Raw genomic sequence first — 636 nt, 5'->3', positions numbered from 1 at the left:
ACGCAACCGAAGATAATGTCGTCGATGGTGCCGGTATCCAGCCCATTGCGGTCGCGGATCGCCTCAAGCACCTTGGCGCCGAGCCGCACCGCCGGCACCTCGTGCAGCGAGCCATCCTTCTTGCCCCTGCCGCGTGGCGTTCGCACTGCGTCATAGACATAAGCTTCGGCCATTGGTGATCTCCTGTGATCTAGAATCGGGGTTCGACCACCACTTCGGTCCGCACCGAATTGGCGATGAAACAGGCGTCATGCGCCTTGTGGTGAATGCTCTCGATTGTAGCTACGTCCGCGTCGCATTCGACGAGCGGACGAAGGGTTACATGTGTGATGGCCGTGCGCCCTTCAGCATTCTTGGCCATCAGGCCTTCGGCTTCATCGTGATAAGATCGGACACTGACCTTAGCGCGTTTTGCCAGGTCCAGGAACCAGAGCATGTGGCAAGAAGAAAGCGAAGCGACGAACAGTTCTTCCGGATCAACGTTTTTTGCATCGCTGAAAGGTGCCGCCACGATCGTCGGCGATGCGGAAGCGGAGACGGCCGCGCCGCCATCAAAATGAAGTTCATGGACGCGGGAATACCGGCCGGAGAGGAAATCCTCCCCTGCTCCCGGCTTCCAGCGAAGCTCAGCAAAAT

1 protein-coding gene and 1 pseudogene are annotated in these 636 nt (G+C 58.6%); both read right to left on the bottom strand.

Features of this window, described 5'->3' with window-relative positions; all coding sequences use genetic code 11:
- A pseudogene (locus tag EOA85_RS36725) lies at positions 1 to 173 on the bottom strand (acetyl-CoA C-acyltransferase); the annotation flags it as partial.
- Between the two features lie 17 nt (positions 174 to 190).
- The coding region (locus EOA85_RS36720) for an OsmC family protein (protein WP_127212834.1) at positions 191 to 636 on the bottom strand (446 nt) is incomplete at its 5' end.

Origin of the sequence: Mesorhizobium sp. M5C.F.Ca.IN.020.29.1.1 (genome assembly GCF_003997375.1) — a bacterium.
Classification (GTDB): Bacteria; Pseudomonadota; Alphaproteobacteria; order Rhizobiales; family Rhizobiaceae; genus Mesorhizobium; species Mesorhizobium wenxiniae.
Note: the sequence above shows the minus strand (reverse complement) of the source record. Positions and strands in the feature narration are given on the sequence as shown.